15 protein-coding genes are annotated in these 19,012 nt (G+C 64.6%); 14 read left to right on the forward strand and 1 reads right to left on the reverse strand.

The annotated features are described in order from the left end of the window. The first annotated feature begins 50 nt into the window (after positions 1-50). Positions 51-1,397, forward strand: coding sequence for a CoA transferase (locus ACYUME_RS21105; protein ID WP_460416704.1), 1,347 nt, complete (start codon positions 51-53; stop codon positions 1,395-1,397). Between the two features lie 34 nt (positions 1,398-1,431). Here the strand turns inward: ACYUME_RS21105 and arcD (ACYUME_RS21110) are convergent, their stop codons facing one another. Continuing rightward, positions 1,432-2,859 carry an arginine-ornithine antiporter gene (arcD, locus tag ACYUME_RS21110; RefSeq protein WP_460416706.1) on the reverse strand — a complete coding sequence of 476 codons (1,428 nt, stop codon included), beginning with the start codon at positions 2,857-2,859 and terminating at the stop codon, positions 1,432-1,434. Positions 2,860-3,285: 426 nt separating this feature from the next. On the opposite strand from arcD (ACYUME_RS21110), the gene arcD (ACYUME_RS21115) reads away from it, so the two are divergent. The 13 genes from arcD (ACYUME_RS21115) (at position 3,286) to ACYUME_RS21175 (ending at position 18,955) form a co-directional block, all read left to right on the forward strand. After that, on the forward strand, positions 3,286-4,713 hold the full coding sequence (gene arcD / locus ACYUME_RS21115) for an arginine-ornithine antiporter (protein WP_279881727.1): 1,428 nt from the start codon (positions 3,286-3,288) through the stop codon (positions 4,711-4,713). 33 nt (positions 4,714-4,746) lie between these two features. Then, complete coding sequence (arcA, locus tag ACYUME_RS21120; RefSeq protein WP_279881729.1) at positions 4,747-6,000, forward strand: arginine deiminase; 1,254 nt, start codon at positions 4,747-4,749, stop codon at positions 5,998-6,000. A gap of 68 nt (positions 6,001-6,068) precedes the next feature. Further along, on the forward strand, positions 6,069-7,079 hold the full coding sequence (locus ACYUME_RS21125) for an ornithine carbamoyltransferase (protein ID WP_279881731.1): 1,011 nt from the start codon (positions 6,069-6,071) through the stop codon (positions 7,077-7,079). Between the two features lie 138 nt (positions 7,080-7,217). Further along, positions 7,218-8,147: a carbamate kinase gene (arcC, locus tag ACYUME_RS21130; protein WP_460416709.1), complete on the forward strand. Its 930-nt coding sequence runs from the start codon at positions 7,218-7,220 to the stop codon at positions 8,145-8,147. A 55-nt stretch (positions 8,148-8,202) separates the two neighbouring features. After that, positions 8,203-8,571: a DUF5064 family protein gene (locus tag ACYUME_RS21135; protein WP_460416711.1), complete on the forward strand. Its 369-nt coding sequence runs from the start codon at positions 8,203-8,205 to the stop codon at positions 8,569-8,571. Positions 8,572-8,747: 176 nt separating this feature from the next. Continuing rightward, positions 8,748-10,256 (forward strand): sigma-54-dependent transcriptional regulator, encoded by a 1,509-nt coding sequence (locus ACYUME_RS21140; RefSeq protein ID WP_279881737.1) that lies wholly within the window; start codon positions 8,748-8,750, stop codon positions 10,254-10,256. Positions 10,257-10,408: 152 nt separating this feature from the next. Further along, positions 10,409-11,614, forward strand: coding sequence for a sodium/glutamate symporter (gltS, locus tag ACYUME_RS21145; RefSeq protein ID WP_279881740.1), 1,206 nt, complete (start codon positions 10,409-10,411; stop codon positions 11,612-11,614). A 277-nt stretch (positions 11,615-11,891) separates the two neighbouring features. Further along, complete coding sequence (gene gcvH, locus ACYUME_RS21150) at positions 11,892-12,275, forward strand: glycine cleavage system protein GcvH (RefSeq protein ID WP_460416713.1); 384 nt, start codon at positions 11,892-11,894, stop codon at positions 12,273-12,275. An 11-nt stretch (positions 12,276-12,286) separates the two neighbouring features. Next, positions 12,287-15,142, forward strand: coding sequence for an aminomethyl-transferring glycine dehydrogenase (gcvP, locus tag ACYUME_RS21155; protein ID WP_279881746.1), 2,856 nt, complete (start codon positions 12,287-12,289; stop codon positions 15,140-15,142). Between the two features lie 149 nt (positions 15,143-15,291). Beyond that, a complete protein-coding gene (locus ACYUME_RS21160) occupies positions 15,292-16,668 on the forward strand; it encodes an L-serine ammonia-lyase (RefSeq protein ID WP_460416716.1) in 1,377 nt (458 codons plus the stop codon). A 26-nt stretch (positions 16,669-16,694) separates the two neighbouring features. After that, positions 16,695-17,816 carry a glycine cleavage system aminomethyltransferase GcvT gene (gene gcvT, locus ACYUME_RS21165; protein WP_279881750.1) on the forward strand — a complete coding sequence of 374 codons (1,122 nt, stop codon included), beginning with the start codon at positions 16,695-16,697 and terminating at the stop codon, positions 17,814-17,816. Positions 17,817-18,163: 347 nt separating this feature from the next. Next, on the forward strand, positions 18,164-18,376 hold the full coding sequence (locus ACYUME_RS21170) for a cold-shock protein (RefSeq protein ID WP_050704121.1): 213 nt from the start codon (positions 18,164-18,166) through the stop codon (positions 18,374-18,376). A 90-nt stretch (positions 18,377-18,466) separates the two neighbouring features. Continuing rightward, on the forward strand, positions 18,467-18,955 hold the full coding sequence (locus ACYUME_RS21175; RefSeq protein WP_279881754.1) for an RDD family protein: 489 nt from the start codon (positions 18,467-18,469) through the stop codon (positions 18,953-18,955). Positions 18,956-19,012 lie beyond the last annotated feature (57 nt).

A 19,012-nucleotide genomic window follows, 5' to 3' on the forward strand; every position in this document is an offset into this window, starting at 1 on the left:
CGCCGCGGCGCCAGATGTACTGCAATGGGGTCCACGAAGGAGGATCCCGCATGCGGCCGTTGCTCGATACCATCGCCGACTCCCTGACTCTGGACACCGATGCCGTGCGCTGGCACGGTATCGGCGCCCTGCCCTCCGCGTTCGCCGTCACCGGCCTGGCCTCGGCCAGTTTCGCGGCCTGCGGTCTGGCCTTGACCAAGCTGCTGGCAAGCCAGTTGCACCACTGTCCGCCGGTCAGCGTCGATCGCCGCCTGGCATCGCTCTGGTTCGGCACCAGCCTGCGCCCTCTGGGCTGGCAGCCACCGCCCTTGTGGGATGCCATCGCCGGCGACTACCAGGCCCGCAATGGCTGGATACGCCTGCACACCAATGCGCCCCATCATCGCGCCGCGGCCTTGCAGGTGCTTGGCTGCCCGGCCGACCGGGACAGCGTGAGCAATCGAGTGCTCGCATGGGATGCCGACGCCCTGGAAGCCGCCATCGTCAAGAACGGCGGCTGCGCGGCGCGCATGCGCAATTGGCAGGAGTGGTGCGGGCATCCTCAAGGCCTGGCGATCAACCGCGAGCCGCTGATTCTGCGCGAGTCTCACGCGGGCGAGCCGCTTGCCTGGCAAGGCAGCGAGGCCAGGCCGCTGAACGGAATCAAGGTGCTCGACCTCACCCGCATTCTCGCCGGCCCCATTGCCACTCGCCTGCTGGCCGGCTTTGGCGCCGATGTGCTGCGCCTCGATCCACCCGACTGGGAAGAGCCGGCGGTCGCCGCCGAGGTCACGCTGGGCAAACGCTGCGCGCGCCTGGACCTGCGCACCCGCGCGGGCCAGGAGGTTTTCCGACAACTGCTGGCCGAAGCCGATGTACTGGTCCACGGCTACCGCGCCGATGCCCTCGAGCGCCTTGGGTTCGGCGCGCAGCCACGCCGCCAGCTCAACCCCGGCCTGATCGATGTGAGCCTCAACGCCTATGGTTGGAGCGGCCCCTGGAAGGATCGGCGTGGATTCGACAGCCTGGTGCAGATGAGCACTGGCATCGCGCGCGAAGGCATGCGTTGGCGACAGATGGACCGGCCCGTGCCGTTGCCGGTGCAGGCGCTGGACCATGCCACGGGGTACCTGATGGCCGCCGAGGTGATACGCGCGCTGAGCGAGCGCCTGCGCAGTGGCGAGGCTTGCCAAAGCCGGCTGTCGCTGGCGCGTACCGCCAAGCTGCTGATCGAGCGGGGAACGATGGAGGAGGATCTGCCGTTGTCCGCGGAGTCACCCGAGGATCTCGCCCCCGCCATCGAACGCACGGCCTGGGGCGAGGCACAACGGATCAGAGGGCCGCTGAAAGTGGGTGAAGCGTCGATGAGCTGGGAACGAGGGGCATCGCAGCTGGGCTCGGCACAGGCACAGTGGTGACGGATCCGTGGGAGCGGGCTTGCCCCGCGATTTTCTAAAGGCTCAGCAACCCCGAATACAACGCGTATGCAGCCAATCCTGCCCCTACCAGCACCGCCGCGAATATCAGCTTCTCCCAGCGGGTGAACAGTGCCTGCCCCTGTTCGCGCTTGGCCCGGGCGAACAGAATCACCCCGGGGGCATAGAGCAACGCCGACAGCAGCACATACTTGAGGCCACCGGCGTACAGCAGCCAGACCGCATACAGCAACGCGACCAGCGCGATCAGCAGGTCCTTGCGGCGCAATCCGGCCTGCCCCTGGTAGCCCTCGCCGCGCACGGCCAGCAGCACGGCATAGGCCGCCGACCAGAAATACGGCACCAGGATCATCGACGACGCCAGGTAGATCAGGCTGGTATAGGTGCCCGCCGAAAACAGCGTGATCAACAAGAAGCCCTGGATCATCACATTGGTCAGCCACAGGGCGTTGGCCGGCACCTGGTTGGCGTTCTCCCGCGCCAGGAACCGCGGCATGGTCTTGTCGCGGGCGGTGGCGAAGAGAATCTCCGCGCACAACAGCGCCCACGACAGCAAGGCGCCCAGCAGCGACACCGCCAGGCCAATGCTGATCAGCAACGCCCCCCAGGGCCCGACGATATGCTCCAGCACCGAAGCCAGCGACGGATTCTGCAACCCGGCCAGCTCCGGCTGGGTCATCACCCCCAGCGACAGCACGTTGACCAGCACCAGCAGTGCCAGCACCCCAAGAAAGCCGATCACGGTGGCCTTGCCCACGTCCGAACGATGCAACGCGCGCCCCGAGTAGACACTGGCGCCCTCGATACCGATGAACACGAACACAGTCACCAGCATCATGTTGCGCACCTGCTCCAGCACGCTGCCGAACTTGGGGTTGCTCAGGCCCCAGATATCGCGGGTGAAGATGTCGGCGCGGAAGGCGACGGCGGCGATGACGATGAAGATCAGCAGCGGCACCACCTTGGCCACGGTGGTCACCTGGTTGATGAACGCCGCTTCCTTGATGCCGCGCAGCACGAGAAAGTGCACGGCCCACAGCAGCAGCGAGGCGCAGCCTATGGCCAGCGGCGTGTTGCCCTCGCCAAACACCGGAAAGTAGAAGCCCAGGGTACTGAACAACAGCACGAAATAACCGACGTTGCCCAGCCAGGCGCTGATCCAGTAGCCCCAGGCCGAGGAAAAGCCCATGTAGTCGCCGAACCCGGCCTTGGCGTAGGCATACACCCCCGAGTCGAGCTCGGGCTTGCGGTTGGCCAGGGTCTGGAACACGAAGGCCAGCGCCAGCATGCCCACCGCGGTGATGCTCCAGCCGATCAACACCGCACCGACATCGGCACGCGCGGCCATGTTCTGTGGCAACGAGAAGATCCCGCCACCGATCATCGAGCCGACCACCAACGCGATCAGCGCGCCAAGGCGCAGCTTTTGTCCGGGTTCGCTCATGGGGTTCCCCGTGCGCGGGCACGCGTAAACGAATTAAGCAGCATGAATGTTACAAGTTTCTTATTAAATCAAGCCATTAAAAGCTATAGCACTCATAACAGAGTTGTCTATAGCCGCCACCTGTTAAAAATGACAGTTGCCAACTATTTGGCAACTCGCCTAAACCTGTCGCTGTTTACTGTGAAAAATTTGCGAAACGCCTAAAAGTGTCTAACTTCACAGTTCGCAGGCAAAACGGAGCGTTTGCTCTGGATGGACACGGAGGTGCCAGCGCACAAGGCCTGCGGCAACGCTGTCGGCATCCTCCAGGAGACGCATGAAGGATTTTTCACGCCTTCATGCGGGCATGAACTGATCTAAGTCAGCTAATGATCCCGGCGTCAGATTTATTCTGAAGCCAACTTTCTCCTGGTACGGAGTCGTTAAATGTCTGATTCTCCCGGAAAACTAAAACTGGGTGCGCTCGTCGCACTTGTCGTCGGCTCGATGATTGGCGGCGGGATCTTCTCGTTGCCGCAGAACATGGCGGCCAGCGCCGGCGTCGGCGCCGTGCTGATCGGCTGGGCCATCACCGCGGTGGGCATGCTCACCCTGGCCTTCGTCTTCCAGACCCTGGCCAACCGCAAGCCCGATCTGGATGGCGGGGTGTATGCCTACGCCAAGGCCGGATTCGGCGACTACATGGGTTTTTCCTCGGCCTGGGGCTACTGGATCAGCGCCTGGCTGGGCAACGTCGGCTACTTCGTGCTGCTGTTCAGCACCTTGGGGTACTTCTTCCCGATCTTCGGCGAGGGCAACACGCCAGCGGCGGTGATCGGTGCCTCGATCCTGCTGTGGGCCGTGCACTTTCTCGTGCTGCGCGGCATCAAGGAAGCAGCGTTCATCAACCTGGTCACCACCGTGGCCAAGGTCGTGCCGCTGGCGCTGTTCGCCCTGATCTGCCTGTTCGCCTTCAAGCTCGATGTGTTCACCGCCGACATCTGGGGCGTGGGCACCCCGGAGCTGGGCAGCGTGATGAACCAGGTGCGCAACATGATGCTGGTCACCGTGTGGGTGTTCATCGGCATCGAGGGCGCGAGCATCTTCTCCTCCCGTGCGGAAAAACGCTCCGACGTCGGCAAGGCCACGGTCATCGGCTTCGTCACCGTGCTGCTGTTCCTGGTGCTGGTCAACGTGCTGTCGCTGGGCGTGATGACCCAGCCGGAGCTGGCCAAGCTGCAGAACCCGTCGATGGCCGCGGTACTGGAACACGTGGTCGGCCACTGGGGCGCGGTGCTGATCAGCGTCGGCCTGATCATCTCGCTGCTGGGCGCCCTGCTGTCGTGGGTGCTGCTGTGCGCCGAGATCATGTTCGCCGCCGCCAAGGACCACACCATGCCGGCGTTCCTGCGCCGCGAGAACGCCAACCATGTGCCGGCCAACGCCCTGTGGCTGACCAACGCCATGGTGCAGATCTTCCTGGTCATCACCCTGTTCTCCAACAGCACCTACCTGTCGCTGATCTACCTCGCCACCTCGATGATCCTGGTGCCTTACCTGTGGTCGGCGGCCTACGCCTTCCTGCTGGCCTGGCGCAACGAGACCTACGAACAAGCCCTGGCCGAGCGCAAGAAAGACCTGATCATCGGCGGCATCGCCCTGGTGTATGCCATCTGGCTGCTGTACGCCGGCGGCGTGAAATACCTGCTGCTCTCAGCCCTGCTCTATGCCCCTGGCGCGATCCTGTTCGCCAAGGCCAAGCGTGAGGTCGGCCAACCGATCTTCACCAGCGTGGAAAAACTGATCTTCGCCGCCGTGGTCGCGGGCGCCCTGGTGGCGGCCTACGGCCTGTACGACGGCTTCCTGACGCTCTGAACCCCACGTCTTCGCTTTACAGGAGGATTCACCATGTCCACTGAGAAACAGAAATACGGCGTTCATTCCGAAGCCGGCAAACTGCGCAAAGTGATGGTCTGCAGCCCGGGCCTTGCGCACAAACGCCTGACCCCGAGCAACTGCGACGAGCTGCTGTTCGACGATGTGATCTGGGTCGACCAGGCCAAGCGCGACCACTTCGACTTCGTCACCAAGATGCGCGAGCGCGGCGTCGATGTGCTGGAAATGCACAACCTGCTGACCGACATCGTCCAGCAGCCCGATGCGCTGAAGTGGATTCTCGACCGCAAGATCACCTCCGATACCGTCGGCGTCGGCCTCACCAACGAAGTGCGCAGCTGGCTCGAAGGCCTGGAGCCACGTCACCTGGCCGAGTTCCTGATCGGCGGCGTGGCCGGTCAGGACCTGCCGCAGAGTGAAGGCGCCGACGTGATCAAGATGTACAACGACTACCTCGGCCACTCCAGCTTCATCCTGCCGCCGCTGCCCAACACCCAGTTCACCCGCGACACCACCTGCTGGATCTACGGCGGCGTGACGCTCAACCCGATGTACTGGCCGGCGCGACGCCAGGAAACCCTGCTGACCACCGCCATCTACAAGTTCCACAAAGAGTTCACTGGCGCCGACTTCCAAGTCTGGTACGGCGACCCGGACAAGGACCACGGCAACGCCACCCTCGAGGGCGGCGACGTGATGCCGATCGGCAAAGGCGTGGTCCTGATCGGCATGGGCGAACGCACCTCGCGCCAGGCCATCGGCCAGCTGGCACAGAACCTGTTCGCCAAGGGCGCGGTGGAGAAAGTCATCGTCGCCGGCCTGCCGAAATCCCGCGCCGCGATGCACCTGGACACCGTGTTCAGCTTCTGCGACCGCGACCTGGTCACGGTCTTCCCGGAAGTGGTCAAGGAAATCGTGCCGTTCATCATCCGCCCGGACGAAAGCAAACCGTATGGCATGGACGTGCGCCGCGAGAACAAGTCGTTCATCGAGGTGGTCGGCGAGCACCTGGGGGTCAAGCTGCGCGTGGTCGAGACCGGCGGCAACAGCTTCGCCGCCGAGCGCGAGCAATGGGATGACGGCAACAACGTGGTGGCCGTGGAGCCTGGCGTGGTCATCGGCTACGACCGCAACACCTACACCAACACCCTGCTGCGCAAGGCCGGGATCGAGGTCATCACCATCAGCGCCGGCGAGCTGGGCCGGGGCCGCGGCGGCGGCCACTGCATGACCTGCCCGATCGTGCGCGACCCTATCGATTACTAAACGTCCATCCCCCGGCCGCACCTACCCGGTGCCGGCCGGGCCGATCACCGAATCCAAGGAGAACCGTCATGGCGTTCAATATCCACAACCGCAACCTGCTCAGCCTCGAACATCACAGCACTCGCGAGCTGCGCTACCTGCTGGACCTGTCCCGCGATCTCAAGCGCGCCAAGTACACCGGCACCGAGCAGCAGCACCTGAAGGGCAACAACATCGCCCTGATCTTCGAGAAGACCTCGACCCGCACCCGCTGCGCCTTCGAAGTCGCCGCCTACGACCAGGGCGCCAACGTCACCTACATCGACCCCAACTCCTCGCAGATCGGCCACAAGGAGAGCATGAAGGACACCGCCCGCGTGCTCGGGCGCATGTACGACGCCATCGAGTACCGTGGCTTCAAACAGGAGATCGTCGAGGAACTGGCCAAGTTCGCCGGCGTGCCGGTGTTCAACGGCCTGACCGACGAATACCACCCGACCCAGATGATCGCCGACGTGCTCACCATGCGCGAGCACAGCGACAAGCCGCTGCACGACATCAGCTACGCCTACCTGGGCGATGCCCGCAACAACATGGGCAACTCGCTGCTGCTGATCGGCGCCAAGCTCGGCATGGACGTGCGCATCGCCGCACCCAAGGCGCTGTGGCCCCATGACGACCTGGTCGAGCGCTGCCGCAAGTACGCCGAGGAAAGCGGCGCGCGTATCACCCTGACCGAAGATCCGAAAGCCGCGGTCAAGGGCGTGGACTTCGTGCATACCGACGTCTGGGTGTCGATGGGCGAGCCGGTCGAGGCCTGGGGCGAGCGCATCAAGCAGCTGCTGCCCTACCAGGTGAACAAGGAGCTGATGAAAGCCACCGGCAATCCACGCACCAAGTTCATGCACTGCCTGCCGGCGTTCCACAACTCCGAGACCAAGGTCGGCAAGCAGATCGCCGAACAGTATCCGGACCTGAGCAACGGCATCGAAGTGACCGATGACGTGTTCGAGTCGCCGGCGTGCATTGCCTTCGAGCAGGCGGAGAACCGCATGCACACGATCAAGGCGATCCTGGTGTCGACCCTGGCTGATCTCTAGAGATACAACCACGGCCTTTGTGGGAGCGGGCTTGCCCCGCGATAGCGCCAGACGCGACGACATCGCCGTCTGACCTGACGCCATCGCGAGGCAAGCTCGCTCCCACAGGGCGCAACCCTTCAATACAGGACATTCCCCATGCGTATCGTTGTTGCATTGGGCGGTAACGCCCTGCTGCGCCGCGGCGAACCGATGACCGCCGACAACCAGCGCGCCAATATCCGCACCGCCACCGAACAGATCGCCAAGATCCACCCCGGCAACGAGCTGGTCATCGCCCACGGCAACGGCCCGCAGGTCGGCCTGCTGTCGCTGCAGGGGCTGTCGTACAAGCCGGATGAAGCCTATCCGCTGGACGTGCTTGGCGCCGAGACCGAAGGCATGATCGGCTACATGATCGAACAGGAACTGGGCAACCTGCTGGCCTTCGAGGTGCCGTTCGCCACCCTGCTCACCCAGGTGGAAGTCGACGCCAACGACCCGGCGTTCAAGGATCCGACCAAGTTCATCGGCCCGGTCTACGCCAAGGACGAAGCCGAACGCCTGGCCAAGGAGAAAGGCTGGGTGGTCAAGCCCGACGGCGACAAGTACCGCCGTGTGGTGGCCAGCCCGAAACCCAAGCGCATCTTCGAGATCCGCCCGATCAAGTGGCTGCTGGAGAAGAGCAGCATCGTGATCTGCGCCGGCGGCGGCGGCATCCCCACCATGTACGACGAGAACCGCAAGCTCAAGGGCGTCGAAGCGGTGATCGACAAGGACCTGTGCTCGGCGCTGCTGGCCGAACAGCTGGAAGCCGACCTGCTGATCATCGCCACCGACGTCGACGCGGCGTACATCGACTGGGGCAAGCCGACGCAGAAAGCCATTGCCCAGGCGCACCCCGACGAACTTGAACGGCTGGGCTTCGCCGCAGGTTCCATGGGGCCGAAGGTCCAGGCCGCCTGCGATTTCGCCCGCCACACCGGCAAGGTGGCGGTGATCAGCTCGCTGGAGAACATCGAGGACATCGTCAAGGGCACCGCTGGCACCCGGGTTTCCACCGCCAAGCCCGGCATCAGCTACCGTTGAATGCGGTTGGCGGGTGCCTGGCACCCGCCGTTTTCAACCTTCCGGAGGATTCGCCATGGCCCAGTATCAACCTGGTCATGTACATATCATGCGCACCGCGCTGAACAAGAACGACCACAGCTACGACCTCAATATCGAATACGAGGCGGCGACCGACCCCACGGAAGGCAGAGGTATCCAGTTCCGCATGCATGGCAGCATCGAGGGCAAGACCGTCGATGAGAAATTCTTCCTGTCCAAGGACCAGGTGCTGCCGAGCTTTCTGATGCAGTTGAGCCGCAAGGCCCAGTCGTTCCTGCCGCCACCGAAGAAGTTCGAGAACCTCGGTTCGCCGCACAAGCTGTATGACTACATGTTCGAAGACATTCGCACCAAGCTGGATGTGAAATCGGGCGACCCGATCAAGCCCGAGCATCTGGAATGATCCTCGGGGCCGCTACGCGGCCCTTTCGCGACACAAGGCCGCTCCTACAGGGATCGCACGCACCTGTAGGAGCGGCCTTGTGTCGCGAAAGGGCTGCGCAGCAGCCCCGGCAATAGTGGGCTAGAACGACATCGCAAGGCATACTGTCGCCCTCCTCGGCTACTAACGCCTCCCCCATGCGCATCCACGTCAGCTTCATCGACCGCGTCGGCATCACCCAGGAAGTCCTGGCCCTGCTCGGCGCCCGCAACCTCAACCTCGACGCCGTGGAGATGGTTCCGCCGAACGTCTACATCGATGCCCCGACCCTGAGCCCAGCCGTGCTCGAGGAGCTGCACGACGCCCTGTTCGAGGTCCACGGCGTGCAGTCGGTGCAAGTGGTCGACATCCTCCCCGGCCAACGCCGCCACTTGCAGCTCGACGCCCTGCTCGCCGCCATGAGCGACCCGGTGCTGGCGGTGGACAGCGCGGGCAATGTGCTGCTGGCCAACCCGGCGCTGATCGCCCTGTGCGGACGCGAGTCGGCCGGGCGCTCGGTGGGCGAGCTGTTCAACGACCGCGGTTTGCTCCAGGCCCTGCTGGACAACAATTTCCACCTGCCCATGCGGGAAATGCAGCTCAACGGCCAGAGCCTGCTGCTGGACGCCACGCCGATCACCAACGCCGGCGGGCTGCTCACCCTGTACCCACCCAACCGCATGGGCGAGCGCCTGTCAGCCCTGCACCACGACCATGCCGAAGGCTTCGACGCCATGCTCGGCGACTCCCCGGCCATCCGCACGCTCAAGGCGCGCGCCCTGCGCGTGGCCACCCTCGATGCGCCCTTGCTGGTGCATGGCGAGACCGGCACCGGCAAGGAACTGGTGGCCCGCGCCTGTCATGCCATCAGCAGCCGTCATGGCGCACCGTTCCTGGCACTCAATTGCGCGGCGCTGCCCGAGAGCCTGGCCGAGAGCGAACTGTTCGGCTACGCCCCTGGCGCCTTCACCGGCGCCCAGCGTGGCGGCAAGCCCGGGCTGATGGAGCTGGCCAACCAGGGCACGGTGTTCCTCGACGAGATCGGCGAGATGTCGCCGTACCTGCAGGCCAAGCTTCTGCGCTTTCTCAGCGACGGCAGCTTCCGTCGTGTCGGTGGCGACCGTGAGGTGAAGGTGGATGTGCGCATCATCAGCGCCACCCACCGCGACCTGGAACGCATGGTGGCCGAAGGCACCTTTCGCGAAGACCTGTTCTACCGCCTCAACGTGCTCAACCTGCAGGTACCGCCGTTGCGCGAGCGCGGCCAGGACATCCTCTCGCTGGCGCACTTTTTCATGCAGCAAGCCTGCACCCAGATCCAGCGTCCGCCCTGCCGCCTGGCCCCGGCCACCCATCCGGCGCTGCTGGCCAACCCCTGGCCGGGCAACGTGCGCCAGTTGCAGAACGTGATCTTCCGCGCCGCGGCCATCTGCGAGGGCAACATGGTGAACATCGGTGACCTGGATATCGCCGGCACTTCGGTCGCCCGTGGCCAGGATGGCGAGGTGGCGAGCCTGGAGCAGGCGGTCGGGGACTTCGAGCGGGAACTGCTGCAGCGCTTGTACGCCAGCTATCCCTCGACCCGACAACTGGCCGGACGCCTGCAGACATCGCACACCGCGATTGCCCAGCGTCTGCGCAAATACGGCATTCCAGGCAAGACCTGACTCGCGCCCGAGCCTATACGAAAAACCTGCGCAGCCTTTCAGAATTACCCTACAAGCAAACTAATACTTTCCGAATCCTGATACGTACCATGTCGACTCTGTCCGAGAGGCGCTTCCCAATGGCCTCCGCACCATGACGAAGAGTACGTTGAATGCTTGAGCTCGATTTTTACGGAACACTCGTAGCCGCCTCGCTGGTCCTCCTGCTCGGGCGTGGACTGGTCAAGCGCATTGGCTTCCTGCGCACCTACAACATTCCCGAACCGGTCGCCGGCGGCTTGATCGTCGCCCTCCTCCTGCTGGGGCTGCGCAGCTTCGAAGTCCGCGTCCAGTTCGATACTTCACTGCAGTCGCCGCTGATGCTGGCGTTCTTCGCCACCATCGGCCTGAACGCGGACATCGCCAGCCTGAAGAAAGGCGGACGCGTCGTCGGCACCTTCCTGCTGGTCGTCACGGGGCTGCTGCTGGTGCAGAACGCCATGGGCATCGGCCTGGCCAAGGCGCTGGGCCTCGATCCACTGATGGGGCTGCTGTCCGGTTCGATTTCCCTGTCCGGCGGCCACGGCACCAGCGCCGCCTGGGGCACGACCTTCAGCGAGACCTACGGCTTGGCCTCGGCCACCGAACTGGCCATGGCCTGCGCGACATTCGGCCTGGTGCTCGGCGGCCTGATCGGCGGCCCCGTGGCCCGCCTGCTGGTCAGGGGCATCCGCACGCCCGGTGGCGAACAGGTCACGCCACAACTGCCGAAAGGTTTCGAGCAGCCGAACAAGGAGCGTCTGATCACCCCCTTTTCCCTGGTTGAAACCATTGCCCTGATTGCCGTCAGCCTGCTGGCCGGTTCGCTGCTCAACGGCCTGCTCCTGGGGACCGCCTTCGAGCTGCCGACTTTCGTCTGCGTGTTGTTCGTCGGCGTGCTGCTGCGCAACGCGCTATCGGCGCTGGGCCTGTACCAGGTGTTCGAGCGGGAGGTTTCGGTGCTGGGCAATGTCAGCCTGTCGCTGTTCCTGGCGATCGCCCTGATGTCGCTGAAGCTCTGGGACCTGGCCTCCCTGGCCTTGCCGTTCCTGATGCTGCTGGCCATGCAGACACTGGTCATGGCCCTGTTCGCGATCTTCGTGACATTCAGGGTCATGGGGCGCAACTACGACGCGGCGGTATTGGCGGCCGGGCATTGCGGCTTCGGCCTCGGCGCCACGCCGACGGCCATCGCCAACATGCAGGCGGTCACCCATCGCTATGGACCTTCGCAGCTGGCCTTCCTGGTCGTCCCAATGGTGGGTGCGTTCTTCATCGATATCATCAATGTCATCGTGATCAAGCTGTACCTGGCGTTACCCCTGTTTGCCGCAAGCTGACGGCATCGACACGGATTGAAATCGATACACCGTAGCGAAATCAATACACACTCATGCGAATGCGCCTACGCAAGGGCTTGATCCCACAACGCTTTATAATCTCGGCCCTTGTGTAGCGATTTCGTTCCAAAGTAGTCATGACGACACAACATAAATTTATTAAATGATTGATTTAAAAGGTTTTTTATAGACTGGCCGCATTATTGCTAAGGGAATTCCAACCTTAAGAGCGCGGAGCCTACCGCGCCCAACGCCCCCTGCTTCCCGAGGAATTCCCATGAGCGAGTTGCGTTTCACCGAAGATCACGAATGGCTGCGCGTCGAAACCGACGGCAGCGTCACCGTGGGCATCACCGCCTACGCCCAGAACGCCCTCGGCGACGTGGTCTATGTGCAACTGCCGGAGCTGCAGCAGTACGACAAGGGCGCCGAAGCCTCCACCGTGGAGTCGGTCAAGGCCGCCAGCGGCGTGTACATGCCGCTCACCGGTGAAGTGGTCGCGGTCAATGAAGGCCTGAACGACAGCCCCGAGCTGGTCAACGAAGACCCGCTGGGCGAAGGCTGGTTCTTCCGTTTCATCCCCGCCGACATGAACGAAGTGGCCGCCCTGCTCGACCAGGACGCCTACGACCGCCTCCTCAAAGCCAACGACGACGCCTGAGGTACCGCACCATGACCATCAACCTCGGCACCGCCAACGAATTCATCGCCCGTCACATCGGTCCGCGCGCCGCTGACGAGCAGGCCATGCTCGCCACCCTGGGCTTCGACTCGCTGGAAGCGATGACCGCCGCGGTCATCCCCGACAGCATCAAGGGCACCAGCGTGCTCGGCAGCGAAGATGGCCAGAGCGAGGCCGACGCCCTCGCCGCGCTGAAAGCCATTGCCGGCAACAACCAGCTGTTCAAGAGCTACATCGGCCAGGGCTACTACAACACCCACACCCCGGCGCCGATCCTGCGCAACCTGCTGGAAAACCCGGCCTGGTACACCGCTTATACCCCGTACCAGCCAGAGATCTCCCAAGGCCGCCTGGAAGCGCTGCTGAACTTCCAGACCCTGATCAGCGACCTCACCGGCCTGCCGATCGCCAACGCCTCCCTGCTCGACGAAGCCACCGCCGCCGCCGAAGCCATGACCTTCTGCAAGCGCCTGTCGAAGAACAAGGCCAGCCACGCCTTCTTCGCCTCCGTGCACTGCCATCCACAGACCCTCGACGTGCTGCGCACCCGTGCCGAGCCTCTGGGTATCGAAGTGGTGGTGGGCGACGAGCGTGAACTGAGCGACGTCAGCGCCTATTTCGGCGCCCTGCTGCAATACCCGGCCAGCAACGGTGATGTGTTCGACTACCGCGATGTGGTGCAGCGCTTCCATGGCGCAGGCGCCCTGGTGGCCGTGGCCGCCGACCTGCTGGCCCTGACCCTGCTCACCCCGCCCGGCGAGTTCGACGCCGACGTGGCCATCGGCAGCGCCCAGCGCTTCGGTGTGCCGCTGGGCTTCGGTGGCCCGCACGCGGCCTACTTCGCCACCCGCGACGCGTTCAAGCGCGACATGCCGGGCCGCCTGGTCGGCGTATCGATCGACCGCTTCGGCAAGAGCGCCCTGCGCCTGGCCATGCAGACCCGCGAGCAGCACATCCGCCGCGAGAAGGCCACCAGCAACATCTGCACCGCCCAGGTGCTGCTGGCCAACATCGCCAGCATGTACGCCGTGTACCACGGCCCGGCCGGCCTCAAGCGCATCGCCGAGCGCACCCACGCGCTGACCGCGATCCTGGCCACCGGCCTGACCAAGCTGGGCGTGAAGGTCGTCACCGGCGACTTCTTCGACACCCTGACCCTGGCCACAGCCAGCGCCACCGCCGCCCTGCACGACAAGGCCCGCGCCCAGGGCATCAACCTGCGCCAGATCGACGCCACCCACCTGGGCCTGTCGCTGGACGAAACCAGCAGCCAGGCCGATGTCGAGGCCCTGTGGCACCTGTTCGCCGACGGCCAGGCCATCCCTGACTTCGCCACCCTGGCCAACACCGTCGCCGTGCGCCTTCCGGCCAGCCTGCTGCGCCAGTCGGCCATCCTCGAGCACCCGGTGTTCAACCGCTATCACAGCGAAACCGAGTTGATGCGCTACCTGCGCCGCCTGGCCGACAAGGACCTGGCGCTGGACCGCAGCATGATCCCGCTGGGCTCGTGCACCATGAAGCTCAACGCCGCCAGCGAAATGATCCCGGTGACCTGGGCCGAGTTCGGCAATCTGCACCCGTTCGCCCCGGCCGAGCAGAGCCAGGGCTACCTGCAGATGACCACCGAGCTGGAAGCCATGCTCTGCGCCGCCACCGGCTATGACGCCGTGTCGCTGCAGCCCAACGCCGGCTCCCAAGGCGAATACGCCGGCCTCCTGGCGATCCGCGCCTATCACCGCAGCCGCGGCGACAGCCACCGCGACATCTGCCTGATCCCGTCTTCCGCCCACGGCACCAACCCCGCCACCGCGCACATGGCCGGCATGCGCGTGGTGGTCACCGCCTGCGACGCCCGCGGCAACGTCGACATCGACGACCTGCGCGCCAAGGCCATCGAGCACCGTGAGCGCCTGGCGGCGATCATGATCACCTACCCGTCGACCCACGGCGTGTTCGAGGAAGCCATCGGCGAAATCTGCGCGATCATCCACGACAACGGCGGCCAGGTGTACATCGACGGCGCCAACATGAACGCCATGGTCGGCCTGTGCGCCCCGGGCAAGTTCGGCGGCGATGTCTCGCACCTGAACCTGCACAAGACCTTCTGCATCCCTCATGGCGGTGGCGGCCCGGGCGTCGGCCCGATCGGCGTCAAGTCGCACCTGGCGCCGTTCCTGCCCGGCCACGCGGCGCTGGAGAACACCCAGGGCGCGGTGTGCGCGGCGCCGTTCGGCAGCGCCAGCATCCTGCCGATCACCTGGATGTACATTCGCATGATGGGTGGCGCGGGCCTCAAGCGCGCCTCGCAGATGGCGATCCTCAACGCCAACTACATCGCCCGTCGCCTGGAAGAGCACTATCCTGTGCTGTACACCGGCGGCAACGGCCTGGTGGCGCACGAGTGCATCCTCGATCTGCGCCCGCTCAAGGACACCAGCGGCATCAGCGTCGACGACGTGGCCAAGCGCCTGATCGACTTCGGCTTCCACGCCCCGACCATGTCCTTCCCGGTGGCCGGCACGCTGATGATCGAACCGACCGAAAGCGAGTCCAAAGAGGAACTGGACCGCTTCTGCAACGCGATGATCCAGATCCGCGAGGAGATTCGCGCGGTCGAGAACGGCAGCCTGGACAAGGACGACAACCCGCTGAAGAACGCCCCGCACACTGCGGCGGAGCTGGCCGGCGAATGGACCCACGGCTACAGCCGCGAGCAGGCGGTGTACCCACTGCCAAGCCTGGTGGAAGGCAAGTACTGGCCGCCGGTGGGCCGGGTCGACAACGTGTTCGGCGACCGCAACCTGGTCTGCGCCTGCCCGTCGATCGAGAGCTATCAGGACGTCTGATAGCTCTTCCATGTAGGAGTGAGCCTGTGGGAGCAGGCTTTGTGGGAGCGGGCTTGCCCCGCGATTTGCGGTATCAGCCCTATCGCGGGGCAAGCCCGCTCCCACGCAGTCCACTCCCGCACATGCCGACTCACCCAGGAGGTTGCACCATGTCCCTGAGCGTCTTCGACCTGTTCAAGATCGGCATCGGCCCCTCCAGCTCGCACACGGTCGGCCCGATGCGCGCCGCCGCGCGCTTCGCCGAAGGCCTGCGCCGTGATGGCCTGCTGGCTGGCACGGTCAGCGTCAAGGCCGAGCTGTACGGCTCGCTCGGCGCCACCGGCAAGGGCCACGGCAGCGACAAGGCCGTGCTGCTGGGCCTCGAAGGCGAACACCCCGACACCGTCGACACCGAATCCATCCCCGCCCGCCTGCAGGCGATCCGTGACAGCGGCCGCCTGCGCCTGCTCGGCGAGCACGAAATCGCCTTCGTCGAGAAGCAGCACCTGGCGATGATCCGCAAGCCACTGGACTACCATCCCAACGGCATGATTTTCCGCGCCTTCGACGCCGCGGGGCTGCAGATCCGCAGCCGCGAATACTACTCGGTAGGCGGCGGCTTCGTGGTCGACGAGGACGCGGCGGGCCATGACCGTATCGTCGAGGACAGCACCGTGCTGCCCTACCCGTTCAAGACCGGCAAGGAACTGCTGGCCCACTGCACCGCGCAGCAGCTGTCGTTCAGCCAGGTGATGCTGGCCAACGAGGCCGCCTGGCGCCCGGAGGCCGAGACCCGCGCCGGCCTGCTGCGCATCTGGCAGGTGATGCAGGACTGCGTCGACGCCGGTTGCCGCCACGAGGGCATCCTGCCCGGCGGGCTCAAGGTCAAGCGTCGAGCGCCGGCGCTGTATCGCCAGCTCAGTCGCCATCCGGAGGCGAGTCTGCGCGATGCGCTGTCGGTGCTCGACTGGGTCAACCTCTATGCCCTGGCGGTGAACGAGGAAAACGCCTACGGCGGCCGCGTGGTCACCGCGCCGACCAATGGCGCGGCCGGCATCGTCCCGGCGGTGCTGCACTACTACATGCGCTTCGTCCCTGGCGCCAATGAGGACGGCGTGGTGCGCTTCCTGCTCACCGCAGCGGCGATCGGCATCCTCTACAAGGAGAATGCGTCGATCTCCGGCGCCGAGGTCGGCTGCCAGGGCGAGGTCGGCGTGGCCTGCTCGATGGCCGCCGGCGCCCTGTGCGAAGTAATGGGCGGGACCCCGCAGCAGGTGGAGAACGCCGCAGAGATCGGCATGGAACACAACCTGGGCCTGACCTGCGACCCCATCGGCGGGCTGGTCCAGGTGCCTTGCATCGAGCGCAACGCCATGGGCTCGGTGAAGGCCATCAACGCCGTGCGCATGGCCCTGCGCGGCGACGGGCAGCACTACGTCTCCCTCGACAAGGTCATCCGCACCATGCGCCAGACCGGCGCCGACATGAAAAGCAAATACAAGGAGACCGCCCGCGGCGGTCTGGCCGTCAACATCATCGAATGTTGACCCGAACAAAAAACGAGGAGTCACCGATGTCCGAAACACTGCACAAGACCCCGCTGCACGCCCTGCACCTGGAACTGGGCGCGCGCATGGTGCCCTTCGCCGGCTACGACATGCCGGTACAGTACCCGCTGGGCGTGCTCAAGGAGCACCTGCACACCCGTGAGCAGGCCGGCCTGTTCGACGTCTCGCACATGGGCCAGATCATCCTGCGCGGCAGCGATGCCGCCCGTGCCCTGGAAACCCTGGTGCCGGTGGACATCGTCGACCTGCCGGTGGGCATGCAGCGCTATGCCATGTTCACCAACGCCGAGGGCGGCATCCTCGACGACCTGATGGTCGCCAACCTGGGTGACGACACCTTGTTCCTGGTGGTCAACGCCGCCTGCAAGGACCAGGACCTGGCGCACTTGCGCAAACATATCGGTGATCGCTGCGAGATCCAGCCACTGTTCGAGGAGCGCGCCCTGCTCGCCCTGCAAGGTCCGGCGGCAGTCAAGGTGCTGGAACGCCTGGCCCCGGAAGTGGCCGGCATGACCTTCATGCAGTTCCGCCCGGTCACCCTGCTCGGCAACGACTGCTTCGTCAGCCGCTCGGGCTACACCGGCGAGGACGGCTACGAGATCTCGGTACCCGCCGCTGCCACCGAAGCCCTGGCCCGCCGTCTGCTGGCCGAGCCCGAGGTTCAGCCGATCGGCCTGGGTGCGCGCGACTCGCTGCGCCTGGAAGCCGGCCTGTGCCTGTACGGCCACGACATGGACACCACCACCACCCCGATCGAAGCCAGCCTGTTGTGGGCCATCTCCAAGGTCCGCCGTGCCGACGGCGCCCGTGCCGGTGGCTTCCCCGGCGCCGAAACCGTGTACGCCCAGCAACAGGCGGGCGTGGCGCGCAAGCGGGTCGGCCTGCTGCCGCAGGAGCGCACGCCAGTGCGTGAGGGCGCGCAGATTGTCGACCAGGCTGGCAAGGTGGTCGGCGAAGTGTGCAGTGGCGGCTTCGGTCCGACGCTCGGCGCGCCAGTGGCCATGGGCTATGTCGATAGCGAACATGCTGCCGTCGACACGGCGTTGTTTGCCGTCGTGCGTGGCAAGCAAGTTGCCCTGAAAGTCAGCAAAATGCCTTTCGTGGCACAGCGTTACTACCGTGGCTGATTGAGTGGATTGGACGGGTTCGACATATTCGTTTTCGAACCTGTCCAATAACTTCTGAACATAGCGCCAGCCCAGGCGCCACGCCGTTTCCGACAAATCGTTCGGTTATCGGGAAAAGCCTGATTTTCACCCCCCGCCAGGGCTTGTTTTTCGCTCGGCAGTTGGCGTAGAGTCATCGCACTGTGTTTGCATGGGTCGCAACAGTTCGTGACCTGGGCCAGTAGCCGCAATCTGCTACAACCCGTTCGACGTCTCTTACTTTCCTGCAACCCAGCCCAGTAGTCTTTCACTTACAAAAGCGTGAAAGAAACTGTCATCAAAATTCAAGTTTCATAGGAAATAAGACAATGGCTGAGCGTCAGAACGGTACCGTCAAGTGGTTCAATGACGAGAAAGGTTACGGCTTCATCACCCCTGAGAGCGGTGCTGATCTGTTTGTTCACTTCCGTGCTATCGAAGGCAACGGCTTCAAGAGCCTGAAAGAAGGCCAGAAAGTCACCTTCGAAGCCGTGCAAGGCCAGAAAGGCCTGCAGGCTGACAAGGTTCAGGTCGTCGCCTAAGCGATTACCCGAATTCAAAAAGCCCCTGCCAAGTGCAGGGGCTTTTTTTTGCCCGTAGAATAGCGGCTTCGCCATTCGGAGCCGTCCTGCATGTCCAAGCCCCTGCTCTCACCCCAGGGTGATTTCCCCCCCGTCGGCCTCGGTCGCCGGCTGGCGGCGATGTTCTATGACTTCCTGCTGTGCACCGCCCTGCTGATCGTCACCGCCGGCGCCTACAAGATGATCCAGATGGCGATCATCGGCGAGGCACGCATGCGCGAACTCACCGACGCCGGCGCGCTGGACGGCGACCCGCTGCTGTCGACCATCCTGCTGTTCGCCCTGTTCGGTTTCTTCGCCAAGTTCTGGACCCATGGCGGGCAGACACTGGGCATGCAGGTGTGGGGCGTGCGCGTGCAGAACGCCGACGGCAGCGCCATCAGCCTGTGGCAGGCGCTGCTGCGCTTCCTGGTGTCGATCGCCTCCTGGCTGTGCCTGGGGCTGGGATTCTTCTGGTCGTTGGTCGACAAGCGCCAGCGCAGCTGGCACGACATCTATTCCGAGACGCAGCTGGTGCGCTTGCCCAAGCGCAAGAAGTAGACCGGACCGACGATCGCCCTGTAGGAGCGGCCTTGCCGAGGCGTCGGACCGGTCGGA

The organism is Pseudomonas sp. microsymbiont 2 (assembly GCF_054788395.1).